We start from the raw sequence: 16551 nt of genomic DNA on the forward strand, positions 1-16551 counted from the left end.
GCTGTCAGGATCATCTGTAATGCACGTCCACGTCCTACCAATTGCGTCAATCGTTGTGTGCCGCCATAACCTGGAAGAAGACCTAAAGAAACTTCTGGAAGACCCAATTTTGCGTTTGCTGAAGCAAAGCGCATATGACAGGCAAGCGCTAATTCTAAACCACCGCCTAGCGCAAATCCATTTATTGCGGCGATGACAGGTTTCGGTGATTGTTCGATCAATTCCGTAAAAATATAATGCCCCTTTTGTGATAGAAGTTTCGCTTCGGCCTCACTTAAATCTATAAATTCTTTAATATCAGCTCCTGCTACAAATGCTTTTTCACCTGCGCCTGTAATAATAATTCCTTTGACATCATGATCCTTCTTTGCTTCGACAAGCGTTGCTTCTAGCTCTCTCAATGTTTGTTGGTTCAAAGCATTCAACGCTGATGCTCTGTTGATTGTAATATAAGCAATATGCTTATCCACTTGATATAAGAGATGTTGATATTCCATAATTTCTAAAAATTTAAATGAAGTGATACACCATAGGTATCACGGGATACATTTGGATAATTTAAATACGTTAATCTTCTTTTATATTCAACTCGAAAAATTTTAAAAATATTGTCAATGCCTACTATTCCTTCCATGTAAGGTTGATTGCCCATAACCCGCGTTTTAACAAGACCATCGTCATCACGGTCAAACTGAATCTGATTTTCATTAAATTCCGGATTATTTCGATCACTGATTTGTCCATAGTAAAACTTGAAACCTGTTACTTCGCGCCACTTTAAACGTTGCAATAAAGGTATCCTGTTGAATATGTAGCCATCCCAATGGTGATAATAAGCAAGCTTTACAAAACGATCTGCAACAAATTCCATATTTGATATCAAATCAAATTTTGCAAAGGACCCGATTTATCCGTTTGAATATCTGGCATCTCTAATAGTGGATAATAGACCGTGCCCCATATCTTACCAGCACTAAATTCGATATCAGCTGTTCCTGCAGGAGACATAAATATCTTTTTAAAGATCTTAAACCTCAAAGCATCATAACGTTGATTTGCATTCCAGAAACCATCTAGTCCTTTGTTATATTGCAAAGTCAGAATCGGAAATTTATTCCTGATCTGCGTTCGCTCTAAATTTCTATAATAAAACTGTTCTCCAGGTGCCCAACGTAACTTGATCTGTATATCATTTGTGTTGATCGCTGCAATCGTATCTGGCGAAGCGTTTCCTGTCACAAAAGACAAGGTCCCAGCGGCCTGTCTTTCATGTCTTGTCAACATGGTACTCACACTAAAATGATTTCCAAATTCAATTAAATGCTCAAGACGGTAGATATCATTCCATAACCATTTAGTTGGTTTATTCTTTCGAAAGGACTGAAAAAAACCATCGCCTTTCAGATAACTTAAACCTCGACCAGGTTCCATAACATCATGTTGAATCGTTGCCGATAGATAATGGGCAGGAAACTGTACGATAGATTTTCCATTTAAAGACTGCGCTACATTGAGGTAATATTTAAATTCCTGATCTCGTGTACCATAGGCAACATAACCCTCAAAAAAGAATTTATTCGAAAGCAATTCCGTTGTTCTACCCCCTAATCGAATTCTACTTCCTTCTATTTCATTAAAACTGTAGGTATATTCTAAAGGACCAAACTCAAATTTTCCAACATTATAATAACTTCTTACTAAAAAATATCCAATTGAGATTAATCGATTAATCGATTTCATTTCTGAAAGAGAATCAATATTGACGTAAGTCTTAGCTTCAGTTTCTGTAAGCGGCACTACTCTCACCCGATCCCATTGTACAGAATCTTTTTGTTCCAGATAGCGCTTCTCAATCGGAATGCCTTTAAATAGCTCATCATTTATCGCTTCATCTTTATATTTTGAGAAATAAGTCTCCTTTTTCCCGTACAGGGCATTCCCCTTATCTGTACCGAATAAGATCTGTAGGTTAGCGCGTTTTGGCAACATTTGTCCTGCAGGATGCTTTTCAAACTCAAGACCTATATTAATTCCATTGACCCAATTAATATTGGCCTCTTCACCAAGTTCCATTTCTGCGTAATAAACGGCATAACGGTCATCATCGGAGACCCATATTGATCCCTTAAACAACACGTCCATCTTTGATTTTGCTTCAAAATGTAATTCGATATAGCGTACACCATCTTTAACTAACGTATCCCTAATTGTATACTTATAATAAGAAGGAGCATTACCGGCTATCGGACTTAAAAAGGCTTTACTTATCAGCTGGATATTATTCTCGTAGAGATCAATATTTCGAAATTGATCTTGAAAATAACTTTGGATATTGGCATTATTGATATAACGCTTGTTTAATTCTGTAACCTTATGTCCAGTAATAATTTTTTTCTTCCGCGAAGGTTTAAATGTAGAATAGACTTCCGAGACACTTTCTTCTAAGAAAAAAGGTAAAATAGAACTACCAGGTATACTAACTGTATCTTTATTTTCAAACAAAAATCTTAATTTACCTGGCAATCTTCCTGGCTTTACTTTAAAATCTACCGTACCAAATTGTGATTTTTCATATTCCTCATATTGAATATGATTTAATCTAGAGATATGATTTTCATCCTTATGAGAAATGACATTTTCAATTAGTGCTAAGGCAGGATCTTTATACTTACGACCTTTGGCATTGACAACCACCTCTCCAATTTTATTGTCTTTGCCAAAGTAATACATTTAATACCGAATCTTGAACCGCATTAAGATCAATTAATTTAATCTCATAACCGACCGCCCGAAAGGCAATCTGGTCATATTCATTCCGGAGGACAATATTGAAATTACCAAGTGTATCTGCCGAAGTGCCTCCACTATGACCACTCCAGGAGATACTAGCTAAAGGAATTCCTTTTCCAGTTTTACCGTCAATGACACGACCTTTAACATTTCGCTGTGCAAATCCTAGGCTTGTTAAAATACCCAGCACAACAGCAATAATAAAAAGTCTTTTTATTGTAGTTATAATCGGTATTAAAAACTTCATGAATATCAGCAATTACTTATTCCTACTGACAATATACAATTTGTCTTTAAATTATAAGGCATGAAATCAAAATAAAAAATGCATAGCTTTTACAAACTATGCATTAAGTATATTAATTAACCTCCCTTTAAATTAACTCTATAAAGCAATTCGGATAGACTCCGATTAAAATCGTTAAAAAAGTAGTCACAATAAATAGAATAATGTAATTGGAATTTATTGGAATACTTTTTCCCTCTGCAGTCCTGAAATACATCGATACAACCACTTTTAAATAATAATACACCGCGATAGCTGCATTTAAAACCGCAATGAGCAAAAGCAAAATATGGTACTGTGCCATTACTGAACTGAACATCATAAACTTACCAATAAAACCTGCTGTTAACGGAATACCCGCTAAAGACAGCATGGCAATAGTGAGGATTGCTGCTAAATAAGGATTCTTTTTCGCCAATCCATTGAATGATTCGAAATGATCAGACCCAACAGCCCGTTTTACTAAAATCAAAGCCGCAAAGGCAGTAACAGTAGCTAAAGAATAAGAAGCTCCATAAACAAAAATTGAATTCGCAGAGCTAGCTCCAATACCAATCACAGCAAAAAGCATATAACCTGCATGTGAAATACTTGAGTAAGCTAACATCCTCTTAAATGAGGATTGCATTAAAGCTGAAAGATTACCAATAAATAATGTAAGCACGACAATTCCTAAAAATATAGGTGTCCAAAAATCTTGCAGTGGCAAAAGCGAAAAGGTAAATAATCTTAATAGGCCCGCGAAGGATGCTACTTTAACCACTGTGCTCATAAAGCTCGTAATTAAGATCGGTGCCCCATCATATACGTCTGCCGTCCAGAAATGAAAGGGAGCGGCACCAACTTAAAAGTCAGACCAATGATCATCAACAACACTCCTCCGTAAAATAAAGGTGATATCGCACCTGGATGCATCGTTACATAGTCTCTAATCATCATCAGATCAAAAGATCCGGATGCGCCATACAAGAGGGTTATTCCAAATAGTAAAAACCCCGTAGAGAAAGCCCCCATGATAAAATATTTGATCGCGGCTTCATTGGAAGCTGGATCTTTCTTACGTATTCCGACCAAGATGTAAAGCGCAACAGACATGATCTCTATTCCTAGAAATAATAAGGCTAAATTGTGATAACTACTAACAAGAACAGCCCCAAGTAATGAGAACAACAATAAAGTATAATATTCAGCCACATGATCGCTTGAAGACGTAAAATATCCTTTAGAAAGTATGAAAATCAATATTGTCACGAAAGTACATAATATTGAAAAAGCAATAGCATAGTGATCAAATAAGATCATCCCATTGTATAATGGAGACGCATTTATTTTCCAATCTTTAATTAATAGTCCACTAACAACAAGCAAGCCCACTAAACCTACTGGTAATAATGATTTATTTGCTTTAAATAATCCTAAGTAAAGTACCAATAATGCTAATATTGATAATGTAATAATCGCCCCCATAATCGAATCTATTATTCGTAAAGTTTAAGTCTAAAATTATCTCCCCAGGAACGTAGCCAAAACGGATACAGACGCTGAAGAAATATGCAATAAGCTGTTTGGAAAAATTCCTAAATAAATAATCACTGCTGAAATGATAATCAAAGTATACAATTCGACACCCGAAATATCAACAAAATACGCTGTTCGTTCGGAGGTCGTGCCAAGCATTGTTCTTTGATACAAACGAAGCATGTAAACAGCACCAAGAATAAGTGTTAAGCCACCAAAAACAGCGAACCAAACGCCATATTCATAAATCCCTTTCAAAAGCAAAAACTCTCCAATAAAACCATTTGTCAGTGGTAAACCAATCGCGCCCATGATAATAATTAAAAATACGATCGCTAAGCGAGGCGCTTTCTTGGCTATGCCGCCTAAGTCTCGCAAATCTCTTGATCCGGTACGATCCTGAATAATATCAAGCACAAAAAATAATCCGACGACAGAAACTCCGTGGTTGATCATTTGGATCATGGCACCACTCATTCCGGTCACATTCCAAGTAAATACCCCAGCACTAATTAATCCAACGTGAGCAATAGAAGAATAAGCAATAAGTCGTTTCGAATCTTGCTGTTGTATCGCAATAATAGATGCGTACACAACTGCAAAAACACATAAAATCATTGCCAGCTGACCGTAAATAGCAACCGCTTCAGGTACAACAGGTAAAAGCCAGCGCATCAGACCATAAATACCCATTTTTAACATAATTCCGGCTAAGAGCATCGTTCCCGCCGCAGGAGCATGAGTATAAGTTCCCGGCTGCCATGTATGGAAAGGAAAAATTGGAATTTATTGCAAAAGCAATAAAGAAAGCCCAAAATATCCACCGTTGTGTAGATGCATCTAAATCTAAGGAAACAAATGAATGCCATTCAAAGTCATTGGTCGCGACTTGCTGATGTAGATATAAAATTGCTACAAGCATCAATAAACTGCCAAAGAATGTATAGATAAAAAATTTCAAATTGACCCGGATACGGTCCCCGTCTCCCCAAAGAGCACAAATAAAATAGATCGGAATCAAGGCAACCTCCCAGCCCACATAAAATGTGAAAGCATCCATAGCTGAAAAAACCAACATCAAACCACTTTGCATGAAAAACATTAAAGCATAGAAATTGCCTTTAAAGACTTTCTTAAAAGTGGTCAGAACAATGAGTGGGACTAAAAAATTAGTCAGTGCTAACAAAGGCAAGCTAATACCATCAACCCCAATATGGAAGTTAACACCAAAAGCAGTTATCCAAGGATAAGACTGTTCATAATTAAAGTCGCCTTCAGGATTGAATTGACAGATAAAAGGAATAGTCAGACCCAGCGTAATCAAAGACAATACCAGTGCCCCTCTTTTCGCTAATGTATGTTCACATACAAAGGACAAAAAAATAGCACCGATAATAGGAGTTAGAATAAGTAAAAATAGGTTATCCATTGATGATCAAATAGCTATTACAATGTTAAAAACTCAATAAACCGTATAAAAAGATGGCTATCGCTCCAACGACCATCAGTAAAAGATAGAAACCCACATTTCCACTTTGTAAAAGGCGAACTCCTTTTCCAGTCATAAAGGACGATTTACCAATTCCATTGACTAAACCGTCTATCCCTAAGCTATCAACTATTCTTGCTAGAAATACGGAAAGCCAATTAATCGGTTTTATAATTAATAATTCATAAATCTCATCCACATAAAACTTATGGTAAGAAAGTTTTGCAAGGCCTGTTCTGCTCACCTGATCATGCTCAGGAACCGATCCTTGTTTCACATATTTGTTATAGGCAACAAATGCCATAACCAAAACTCCTACTACAGAAACTCCCATTAACATATATTCAGTACTGTGGGTTATTGTATGCATGTGTTGCAAACTTGCTCCATCAGCAAATACAGGAGACAAAAATGTTGCGAGCCAAGCCTGACCTCCCAATGCCTCAGGAAGATTAAGCGTACCACCAAAGATAGACAGCACAGCCAACACGATTAATGGTAAAGTCATGGATTTAGGCGATTCATGAAGATGATGTTTCTGCTCCTCCGTACCCCTAAAAGAACCAAAGAAAGTTAAATAAATCAACCTAAACATGTAGAAAGAAGTCATCAATGCTCCAATAAACCCCAATACCCAATAAACTGGATTAGCAGCAAAAGCATGTGCTAAAATCTCATCTTTAGAGAAAAAACCAGCAAATGGAGGTATACCTGAAATGGCAATGGTACCGATCAGCATGGTCATATACGTGATGGGTAAAGCCTTTTTAAGACCGCCCATTTTTCGCATGTCTTGCTCATCACTCATACCATGTATCACAGAACCTGCACCCAAGAAGAGTAAAGCCTTAAAAAAGGCATGTGTTAAAACATGAAAGAAAGCACCTGTAAATGCACCAACTCCTAATCCCAAGAACATATAACCCAATTGTGAAACTGTAGAATAGGCTAACACCTTTTTAATATCGTTCTGTGTCAGCGCAGTTGCTGCAGCAAATAGAGCGGTACAAACGCCGATTATCGCAATGATCTGAAGCGTTAAAGGAGATAATACAAATAAGATATTTGAACGGGCAATCATGTAAATCCCTGCGGTGACCATCGTTGCTGCGTGTATTAAAGCAGAAACGGGAGTTGGACCAGCCATCGCATCGGGCAACCAGGTAAATAAAGGAATCTGAGCCGATTTACCGGTTGCTGCTACAAAGAGTAATAGCGTAATCGTTAAGATCGTCACATCTCCTATTGGGAAACTTTTGCTGACTCAAACACGGTGGAAAATTCCAAGGATCCAAAATTATTTAAGATAAAAAAGATCGCAATTAGGAAGCCTAAATCTCCGATACGATTCATCACAAATGCTTTCTTAGCCGCGGCACCATAATCACTGTTTTTATACCAAAACCCGATCAGTAAATAAGAACAAAGTCCAACACCTTCCCAACCAATAAACATGACCAAATAATTGGATCCCATGACTAAGATCAACATGAAAAAGATAAAGAGATTTAAATAAGCAAAATACTTTGCAAATCCTCCATCATGTTGCATATAACTTATCGAATAGATATGTATCAAAAAGCCAATTCCTGTTACTACTAATAACATAATCGCACTTAGAGGATCCACTAAAAAGGAAAGTGAGACTTCCAAATTCCCGATTTTAATCCAATCAAAAATATGTTGGCTAATCTTACCTGTTTCACCAAGTGCACGCGCCTCATAAATTGATACAAAAAGAGTACAGCTCAATAAAAACGAAATAAATACGGTACCACTACCGATAAATCCAACTAAACTTTTTGAAAGCACCTGTCGTCCTATTCCATTGATGACAAAACCAATCAACGGCAATAAAGGAATTAACCAAATTAAATCACGCATAGCTAATATCTTTCTTTTTTTAATGCTTTAAATTACCAACGAAGTTTATGTAGTGATTCAATGTCTATCGACTTCGTATTTCGATACACCATAATAATAATAGCTAGACCCACCGCGACTTCGGCTGCTGCCAGAGCCATAATAAAAAATACAAAAACCTGTCCCGAAGCATCATCATGATGAACAGAGAATGCCGCTAATAAGAGATTTACTGCATTTAACATCAATTCAATTGACATCATCATAATGATAACATTACGACGTATCAATACTCCGATCACGCCAATGGCGAAAATCAATCCACAAAAAATCAGATAATGATTTATAGGAACACCTTGTAATTGTTGAACTGCTGTTTCCATTATATTTTTTTGGTTCTTTTTTCCCCAATAATACTGCTCCAATAATAGCCGTTAACAAAAGAATTGAAGACAATTCAAACGGGAGCAAAAACTCTTTAAATAATACTTTTCCCAAATTTTTCACTAGCCCAATATCAGGATCTTTAGCGACCAATGGATTGGAGATGTCAAAAACTCGTAATGCACCAAAAGAACAACAACAAGACAACAACCTGCAATAACACCCATCATTTTTACAAGATTTGATTTCATGGGTTCCGTATCTTTATTCAGATTCAGTAACATCAACACAAATAGAAAAAGAACCATAATAGCCCCCATATAGACGATAAAATTAACCGCAGCAAGGAATTGTGCATTAAGTAAAATATAATGAATGGTAAACGTGAAAAACGTAATCACAAGATATAAAACACTATGCACAGGATTTTTCGTGAAGATGGTCATCAGCGCGAAAAAAATCGATAAGAAAGCAACTAAATAAAAAACAGTCATAGGTTTGTGGTTAACTATTCAATTTTGTAATATCAAATTTTGGCTCTACCAATTTATCCTTACCATAAATAAAATCTTTACGAAGATAATCGGCAGTAACATGTGGACCATCCAAATAAATGGCTTCTTTAGGGCACGCCTCTTCACATAGACCACAAAAAATACAGCGCAACATATTAATTTCATACACGGCGGCATATTTTTCTTCACGATACAAATCCTTTTCTTCGTTAGTTCTCTCGGCAGCAGTCATAGTAATGGCCTCCGCAGGACAAGATAGGGCACATAAACCACATGCTGTACATCTTTCACGTCCCTCTTCATCTCGCTTTAAAGAATGTTGTCCTCGAAAGTTCTTAGAATAAGGACGCTGTTCCTCTGGATATTTAACAGTTGGTATTTTCTTAAAAAAATGCTTTAGAGTAATGGACAAACCTTTTATAATAGCTGGAAAATAGATCCGCTCCATAAAATTCATTGGTTGTTGCGCCAAAACTTTTTTTCTATTACTTAATGGTTGCATAACGGTTCCTTTCTATGAAAAATATGTATCCTTAATCAATGTAATTATTCCCGTCAACACAATATTTGCAATTGCTAAAGGAATCAGCATTTTCCATCCTAAATTCATCAGTTGATCGTATCGGAATCTTGGCAAAGTCCAACGCACCCACATAAAGAAGAAGATAAATGCAAATATTTTGACGAAAAATGCGAGAACGCCTATAATCGTTATCCAATTTTCAGACAGTCCTAAGTCGTGCATGAAAGGGAAGTTATATCCTCCGAAATATAATGAGGCCATCAACGCTGAAGACACAAACATATTGATATATTCTGAAAACATGTACAGCCCCAATTTCATGGAAGAATACTCAGTATGATAACCTCCGACCAATTCGGTCTCACATTCTGGTAAATCAAAAGGAACACGGTTACACTCAGCAAAAGCACAAACCATAAAAATGATAAATCCTAAAGGCTGCGCCCAAATGTTCCAATTCAAAAAACCTGATTGTTGGGCTACGATATCTCTTAAAGATAGCGATTGCGTCACCATCAAAAGTGCTATAATCGAAAGCCCCATTGCAATCTCATAACTGATACTTTGTGAAGCTGCTCTAACAGCTCCCATAAGCGAAAACTTATTATTGGAAGCCCAGCCACCTAACATAATACCATACACGCCAAGTGCAATAACGCCGAACATATAAAGAATGCCCACATTCACATCAGCAACCTGTAGTGAGATAACGCGATCACCGATCGTTAACGATTGCCCCCAAGGTATCACCGCAGAACTAATGCAGGCAGTAATAATAGCGATTGTGGGTCCAAGAATAAACAAGGCTTTGTGTGCTCCAGCGGGAATTATTTCCTCTTTAAAGAAAAACTTACCACCATCACATAAAGGTTGTAATAAACCAAATATTCCCGCTCGATCCGGACCATAACGATCCTGCATAAAGCCGGCGATCTTACGTTCTGCCAATGTTGAGTACATCGCAATCACAAGCGTGATCACAAAAACCAAAGTAACAAGGACGAATTTTTCTATGACAAATGACAACTCCATATTATTTCAATTTTTCTGTTCTGGCCAACTGTTCTAAATTTTGTTCCTGCAGTACAGGATCTATTTTGATAACAGCTGGTGGATTAAAGCGTGTATAATGATTAGATGCAATCACAGACTGGTCACTAATTGGGGTCGGTTCCTCTAACTTCCAGTCGATGGTTTCTTTTTTATCATACCGACAGGTATTACAAATAAATTCTTCTACCTCTCCAAACTCATCTTTGCGTGCAGTGACACGTATCACGTCAGGTCCTTTGTACCATAAAGTCACCTTGCCCGAACACGTTGGGCAATCGCGATGAGCATCTACCGGTTTTGTAAACCAAACCCTATTTTTAAAGCGGAATGTTTTATCTGTTAAAGCCCCCACAGGACAAACGTCAATTACATTTCCTGAAAAATCATTCTCTACAACATTTTGAATATAAGTTGAGATTTCGGAATGATCTCCGCGACCAATGATACCGTGCACGCGTCTATCAGTAATCTGATCTGCAACAAACACACATCGATAGCACAAAATGCATCGATTCATATGTAGTTGAATTTTATCTCCTATATCAATACGTTCAAATGTTCTTCGATCAAACTCATATCGCGTCTGCGCAGAGCCGTGCTCAAAACCTAAATCTTGCAATTTACATTCGCCAGCCTGATCACAAACAGGACAATCTAGAGGATGATTAATCAGCAACATCTCCACAATCGCTTTTCTTGCTTCCACAACATCTGGAGAAGTGATGTTCTCTACTTCCATTCCATCCATCACAGTCGTACGGCAGGAGGCGACCAACTTAGGCATGGGACGTGGATCTTTTTCAGATCCTTTCGAAACTTTAACTAAGCAGGTACGGCATTTACCACCTGTACCTTCCAACTTAGAATAATAGCACATAGCTGGAGGAACGATATCGCCACCAATTTCACGTGCTGCATTCAAAATTGTTGTTCCTGGCGCTACTTCTACAGGAATACCATCTATAATAACTTTCAATTTTACCTCTTCTGCCATCTTCGTATCGCGTTTATCACAATCTAATTAAGAAACAATCGGTACTAAAGGATCTGCATAATGCGCCAATCCAAAATTACGAGTCAATGCATCCTCTGGATGATTGATATGCCATTCAAACTCATCTCTAAAATGTCGTATGGCCGCAGCCACTGGCCATGCCGCAGCATCACCTAACGGACAGATCGTATTTCCTTCAATACGTCTCTGTATATCCCAAAGCAATTCAATATCAGATAAATTGCCATGTCCCATCTCGATCTTGTGCAACACTTTCTCCATCCATCCTGTTCCCTCTCTACAAGGAGAGCACTGTCCACAACTCTCGTGATGATAAAAACGACTAAAATTCCACGTATTGCGCACAATACACTGATCCTCATCGAAAGCAATAAAACCGCCTGATCCCATGGAACTTCCTGTTTGGAAACCTCCATCAGCCAATGATTCATAAGTCATTAAGCGGTTATTGCCATTTGCTGTTTTTAAAATTAAATTCGTTGGTAAAATAGGAACCGATGAACCGCCGGGGACTACCGCCTTTAACCTTTTCCCATTTGCGATGCCACCACAATACTCATCTGAATAAATAAATTCTTCTACAGATAAGCCTAAATCAATCTCATATACACCTGGCTTTAATAGATTTCCACTGGCCGATATTAATTTTGTTCCTGTACTCCGCTCTATACCGATCTTCGCATATTCTTCTCCACCATCATTAATAATCGGAACAGTAGCGGCAATCGATTCAACATTATTGACTACTGTAGGACAGCCGTATAATCCTGCTATAGCGGGAAAAGGGGGCTTTATTCTCGGATTTCCTCTTTTACCTTCCAAAGACTCTAATAAGGCAGTCTCTTCACCACAGATATAAGCTCCAGCTCCCGGCTGTACATAAATCTCTAAATCATAACCTGACCCCAAAATATTCTTACCCAAAAAACCTGCAGCTTTCGCCTGCTCAATAGCACGTTCAAGAATACGGATCTGAGGCATCATTTCACCTCGAACATAGATATAAGAAGTCTTAGCTCCTAAAGCATAGCTAGAGACGATCATTCCCTCCAACAAAGCGTGAGGAATATGTGTCATCAAATAACGATCCTTGAAAGTACCTGGTTCAGATTCATCTCCATTACACACTAAATAACGAGGAACACCCTCCGGTTTTGCTAAGAAACTCCACTTCATCCCAGTAGGAAAACCAGCTCCTCCTCTTCCACGAAGACCTGATTTCTTAACTTCTTCAACAACATCATCAGGGGACATCGTTTTAAGTGCTTTTTCAACCGCACGATATCCGCCATGTTGACGATAAACATCAAAAGTTTGAATCCCTGGAACATCAATATGTGTTAACAAAAGTTTACGCGCCATATTACTTAGTTTTTGAGCTTAAATCATCTATTAATTGATCAACACGATCTTCGGTTAAGTTCTCGTAGAAAGTGTATTCAGGTCCGATCTGTAAGACAGGCCCATAGCCACAGGCTGCTAAACACTCGACTCCTCTCCATGAAAACAATCCATCGGCCGTCACTTCTCCTTCTTTAACACCCAATTTATGTTCAAGATGGCTCATAATACGTTCCGCTCCGACCAGGCAACAGGGACCAGTTCTGCATATTTCCAAAACATATTTCCCCTGTGGTTGCAATAGATACATCGTATAAAAAGAAGCAACTTCATAAACTTCGATAGGCTCTATACTTAAATAATAAGCGACATTATCCATAGCATCAGGACTTAACCACCCAAACTCCGCTTGTACTAAATGCAGTATAGGAAGCAATGCCGATTTTTGTCTCCCTTCCGGAAAACGTCCCACTACTTCAGCAAATTGATTTAGCAATGTTGAAGAAAATTCAACATATTCATTATTTTTTATACTAAGCATCTAATTCTCCTGCAATAACGTTAAGACTACTCATATTAAGAATCGCATCCGAAAGCAACATTCCTGCACTCATCGGAGCAAACATTTGGTAATTGACAAAGGAAGGCCTTCTGAAATGTAAACGATAAGGGGTACGTCCGCCATCGTGCACCAGGTAAAATCCTAATTCTCCATTGGCACCTTCGACAGCATGGTAAACTTCAGCCTTAGGGGTATCGACTTCTCCCATCACAATTTTAAAATGATAGATTAATGCTTCCATATTGGTGTACACCTGTTCTTTTGGAGGTAAATAAAACTCCGGTACATCAGCATGAAAAACTCCCTTAGGTTCTTTCTCTATTTTAGCTAAAGCCTGTTCAATAATGCGTAAAGATTGCCACATTTCTTCATTACGCACCATATAGCGATCATAAACATCTCCTTTTGTACCTACAGGGATATCAAAATCGAATTCATCATAGGAACAATAGGGGTTTTGAACACGAATATCATAATCCACACCTGTAGCACGTAAAATAGGGCCAGACCAGCTATAATCTAAAGCTTCTTCCGGCGTAACGGCCGCAATTCCAGATGTTCGCTCTATAAAAATTCGGTTTCGGTCAAATAGCTCCATAAATTCTGTCAGAACCGGAGGAAATCTTTTTAAAAACTCTTCAATCTTTGCAAATGCAATGGCATTGAAGTCTCTTTCAAAACCACCGATACGACCAATGTTAGTCGTTAAACGGGCTCCACATATTTCTTCAAAAATTTCATATATAAACTCCCGCTCCTGCATAACATACAAAAAGCCTGAAAATGCCCCGGTATCAACACCGAGAATACCGTTACAGATAATATGGTCAGCAATACGAGCCAATTCCATTACGATAACTCGCATATACTGGACACGCTTTGGAATTTCTATTTTTAATAATTTCTCAACGGTCATATGCCAGCCCATATTATTAATGGGGGCAGAACAATAATTCAATCTATCGGTGAGCGGGGTAATCTGATAAAATGGTCGATGTTCAGCAATTTTTTCAAACGCCCGATGGATATAACCGATTGTTGAAACACCGCTAACAATACGTTCACCATCAATTTGGACTACGTTTTGAAATACACCATGAGTCGCAGGATGTGTAGGACCAATATTTAAGGTTATCAACTCATCCTGGGGATCATTATCATCGTAAACAGGTTTATTTGGGGATATCTTGGTAATATAATCGTTCATAACTGGTTTCCTTTCTAACGTTAGCGTCCAAAATAGAGATCTTTCTTGTCTACACGGTTGGGGTCTTCTAAAGGGTATTCCTTCCGCATAGGATAAACCTCCATCTCATCTACATTTAATATCCTCCTTAAATCTGGATGTCCTAAAAACTGTATACCATAAAAATCATACGTTTCTCGCTCCATCCAATTTGCACCTTTCCAAATGGTAGTAGCCGTAGGAATTTCCGGATTTTTTCCGTCTATCGCCACTTTAATCCGAATCCGAATATTATGCACGAGGCTATTCAGATGATACACCACTTCAAATGACTGTTTCTGCTGCGGATAATGAACAGCCGTAATATCTGTCAAGTGAATAAACTGCAATTCCGCATCATGTTTCAAAAAAGTCAACACAGCATGAATAGCATCAATATGTACATTCACTGTTAATAGATCATAGTCATCAGCCAATTGTGACACATCAGCACCGAATTTAGACCCTAACTTCTCCCACAAATAGGTATTATCTAGCTTATTCATAAGTTTCAATTCCGTATTTTTCTAATAAAGCGCGGTATTCAGGTGTATTTCTCCTATTCAATGATTCATTTTTAACAATATCCTGCAAGCGTAAAACGCCGTCTAATATTGCTTCTGGCCTCGGCGGACATCCAGGCACATATACATCAACAGGAATAATTTCATCGATTCCCTGTAAGACAGAATACGTATCAAAAATCCCTCCGCTTGAGGCGCATGCACCAACCGCAATCACCCAACGAGGTTCAGCCATTTGCATATATACCTGTTTCAAAACAGGAGCCATCTTTTAGCAATGGTTCCCATCACCAATAACATATCAGCTTGGCGAGGAGAAAAACTTGGTCTTTCTGCGCCAAAACGAGCAAGATCATATGTTGAACCCATTGTAGCCATAAATTCGATCCCACAACAAGAAGTAGCAAAAGGCAAAGGCCATAAAGAATTTGAACGCGCCAAACCAATCGCTTTATCTAAACTCGTGGCAAAAAAACCAGCGCCCTCAACTCCCGGAGGTGCTTTGGCCAACTTAATATCGCTCATGGAAATATAATTTAAAGTGGTTTACAGTTGTGTGCTATCGCACATATCAAAACTAACATTTTCTAGATAAAAATCAAGCTGTTAGCGCAATTTAGAACTATTCTAATCCCAGCTCAAAGCTTTCTTTTTAATGACATAAATGAAGCCTAAAAGCAACATGGCCATAAAAATAAACATCTGGATCAAACCTTCAAATCCAAATTCTCGAAAATTAACTGCCCACGGATACATAAAGATAACTTCGACATCAAAAATGACAAACAGAATAGCAACAAGAAAATACTTAATCGAGAAGGGTTGTCTTGCATTTCCAACAACTTCAATACCCGACTCAAATGAACTAAGCTTATTTGCAGTTCTTACTTTTGGGCCAATGAGATGTGTGATGATGATCGTTCCAATACCAAATCCAGCAGCAACAATAAGCTGAAATAAAATTGGCAGATAGTCAATAGGTGCATTCGCACTAACTTGCTCCATATCAAAAATGTTTATATTGGTAAAACCTAAATTTAAGAAAAAATAGCCTAAAATCAAAAAAGGGGAGAACAAATGTTCTCCCCTTTTTATTTTAAAATACTAAGTCTATTTAATACCTTCTAAATAAGATTTAGCATTCTCATTTTCAGGATCTAATTTCAATACTTCTTGGAAATTAGCTTTTGCTTTAGCCATTTCATTTTTACTGTATTGGAAGAAACCAATATAAGTGTAAGCATCGATTAAATATGCTTTATTTTTCTCTTGTGTGCCTCTTTCGTTGATAACTTTAATTAATTTTTCGAAAGGAGCCACAAAATCACCTTTTGGAGTTTCCAAATTATCCGTACCTAAAGCAGAGAAAGCTTTGTAGTATAGCGCTGGAATCAAGTATTTTTCTAATACCTCAGGTTTATTCGCATTTTCGATAACGGTTAACTGTGCTTGCGATTTTACAA

General features: G+C 37.7%; 14 protein-coding genes and 5 pseudogenes. All 19 read right to left on the reverse strand.

The features are described 5' to 3' along the window. Nucleotides 1–497: enoyl-CoA hydratase-related protein (locus tag L950_RS08625; RefSeq protein WP_021190692.1), on the reverse strand; the 497-nt coding region annotated here is incomplete at its 3' end. Nucleotides 498–502: 5 nt separating this feature from the next. Further along, complete coding sequence (locus L950_RS26210; protein ID WP_021190693.1) at nucleotides 503–871, reverse strand: hypothetical protein; 369 nt, start codon at nucleotides 869–871, stop codon at nucleotides 503–505. An 8-nt stretch (nucleotides 872–879) separates the two neighbouring features. Next, nucleotides 880–2730, reverse strand: coding sequence for a DUF5686 family protein (locus tag L950_RS08630; protein WP_021190694.1), 1851 nt, complete (start codon nucleotides 2728–2730; stop codon nucleotides 880–882). Continuing rightward, nucleotides 2705–3037 carry a carboxypeptidase-like regulatory domain-containing protein gene (locus L950_RS26215; protein ID WP_021190695.1) on the reverse strand — a complete coding sequence of 111 codons (333 nt, stop codon included), beginning with the start codon at nucleotides 3035–3037 and terminating at the stop codon, nucleotides 2705–2707. Before L950_RS26215 ends, L950_RS08630 begins: the two co-directional genes overlap by 26 nt. A 127-nt stretch (nucleotides 3038–3164) precedes the next feature. After that, nucleotides 3165–4543: pseudogene (locus L950_RS37200) on the reverse strand (NADH-quinone oxidoreductase subunit N). Nucleotides 4544–4579: 36 nt separating this feature from the next. Then, nucleotides 4580–6023: pseudogene (locus L950_RS08640) on the reverse strand (complex I subunit 4 family protein). Nucleotides 6024–6048: 25 nt separating this feature from the next. Then, nucleotides 6049–7967, reverse strand: a pseudogene (nuoL, locus tag L950_RS08645) (NADH-quinone oxidoreductase subunit L). Between the two features lie 32 nt (nucleotides 7968–7999). Then, nucleotides 8000–8329 (reverse strand): NADH-quinone oxidoreductase subunit NuoK, encoded by a 330-nt coding sequence (nuoK, locus tag L950_RS08650; RefSeq protein ID WP_031288694.1) that lies wholly within the window; start codon nucleotides 8327–8329, stop codon nucleotides 8000–8002. Nucleotides 8330–8336: 7 nt separating this feature from the next. After that, nucleotides 8337–8824, reverse strand: a pseudogene (locus tag L950_RS08655) (NADH-quinone oxidoreductase subunit J); the annotation flags it as partial. Nucleotides 8825–8834: 10 nt separating this feature from the next. Further along, the gene (locus L950_RS08660) at nucleotides 8835–9347 is read right to left on the reverse strand and encodes a NuoI/complex I 23 kDa subunit family protein (RefSeq protein WP_021190697.1); all 513 of its coding nucleotides are present in this window, start codon (nucleotides 9345–9347) and stop codon (nucleotides 8835–8837) included. 12 nt (nucleotides 9348–9359) lie between these two features. Beyond that, the gene (gene nuoH / locus L950_RS08665) at nucleotides 9360–10400 is read right to left on the reverse strand and encodes an NADH-quinone oxidoreductase subunit NuoH (protein WP_021190698.1); all 1041 of its coding nucleotides are present in this window, start codon (nucleotides 10398–10400) and stop codon (nucleotides 9360–9362) included. A 1-nt stretch (nucleotide 10401) separates the two neighbouring features. Continuing rightward, complete coding sequence (locus L950_RS08670; RefSeq protein ID WP_021190699.1) at nucleotides 10402–11415, reverse strand: 2Fe-2S iron-sulfur cluster-binding protein; 1014 nt, start codon at nucleotides 11413–11415, stop codon at nucleotides 10402–10404. Between the two features lie 27 nt (nucleotides 11416–11442). Then, nucleotides 11443–12798, reverse strand: a complete 1356-nt coding sequence (gene nuoF, locus L950_RS08675) for an NADH-quinone oxidoreductase subunit NuoF (protein WP_021190700.1) — start codon at nucleotides 12796–12798, stop codon at nucleotides 11443–11445. Nucleotide 12799: 1 nt separating this feature from the next. After that, a complete protein-coding gene (gene nuoE / locus L950_RS08680) occupies nucleotides 12800–13318 on the reverse strand; it encodes a complex I 24 kDa subunit family protein (protein ID WP_021190701.1) in 519 nt (172 codons plus the stop codon). Continuing rightward, the gene (locus L950_RS08685; protein WP_021190702.1) at nucleotides 13311–14546 is read right to left on the reverse strand and encodes an NADH-quinone oxidoreductase subunit D; all 1236 of its coding nucleotides are present in this window, start codon (nucleotides 14544–14546) and stop codon (nucleotides 13311–13313) included. The genes nuoE and L950_RS08685 overlap by 8 nt, the downstream gene beginning before the upstream one ends. 20 nt (nucleotides 14547–14566) lie before the next feature. Then, nucleotides 14567–15070: an NADH-quinone oxidoreductase subunit C gene (locus L950_RS08690; RefSeq protein WP_021190703.1), complete on the reverse strand. Its 504-nt coding sequence runs from the start codon at nucleotides 15068–15070 to the stop codon at nucleotides 14567–14569. Further along, nucleotides 15063–15613: pseudogene (locus tag L950_RS08695) on the reverse strand (NADH-quinone oxidoreductase subunit B). Before L950_RS08695 ends, L950_RS08690 begins: the two are co-directional and overlap by 8 nt. Before the next feature lie 102 nt (nucleotides 15614–15715). Continuing rightward, nucleotides 15716–16093: an NADH-quinone oxidoreductase subunit A gene (locus L950_RS08700; protein WP_031288696.1), complete on the reverse strand. Its 378-nt coding sequence runs from the start codon at nucleotides 16091–16093 to the stop codon at nucleotides 15716–15718. A gap of 105 nt (nucleotides 16094–16198) precedes the next feature. Beyond that, entirely contained in the window at nucleotides 16199–16483 is a 285-nt protein-coding gene (locus L950_RS32515; RefSeq protein WP_021190705.1) for a hypothetical protein, read from the reverse strand. Between the last annotated feature and the right edge of the window lie 68 nt (nucleotides 16484–16551).

The sequence above is a fragment of the Sphingobacterium sp. IITKGP-BTPF85 genome, assembly GCF_001006065.1.
Lineage (GTDB): Bacteria > Bacteroidota > Bacteroidia > Sphingobacteriales > Sphingobacteriaceae > Sphingobacterium > Sphingobacterium anhuiense.